The sequence below is a fragment of the Streptomyces xanthophaeus genome (genome assembly GCF_000725805.1).
Classification (GTDB): Bacteria; Actinomycetota; Actinomycetes; order Streptomycetales; family Streptomycetaceae; genus Streptomyces; species Streptomyces xanthophaeus.
Genome location: NZ_JOFT01000136.1, coordinates 1 through 311 on the forward strand (window position 1 = coordinate 1; position 311 = coordinate 311).

Sequence of the window (311 nt, forward strand, 5' to 3'; positions counted from 1 at the left end):
CGCTACGGCTTCCCCACACGGGTTAACCTCGCTACACACCGCTAACTCGCAGGCTCATTCTTCAAAAGGCACGCAGTCACGACCCATTGAGTAAACTCAATGAGCGACGCTCCCACGGCTTGTAGGCAAACGGTTTTAGGTACTATTTTACTCCGCTCCCGCGGTACTTTTCACCATTCCCTCACGGTACTATCCGCTATCGGTCACCAGGGATATTTAGGCTTAGCGGGTGGTCCCGCCAGATTCACACGGGATTTCTCGGGCCCCGTGCTACTTGGGAGATTCTTAAGCAAGCCGCTGATGTTTCGTCT

1 rRNA gene is annotated in these 311 nt (G+C 54.0%); it reads right to left on the reverse strand.

Annotated features, from left to right (window positions below):
• Positions 1 to 311, reverse strand: a 23S ribosomal RNA gene (locus IO30_RS0129190); the annotation flags it as partial.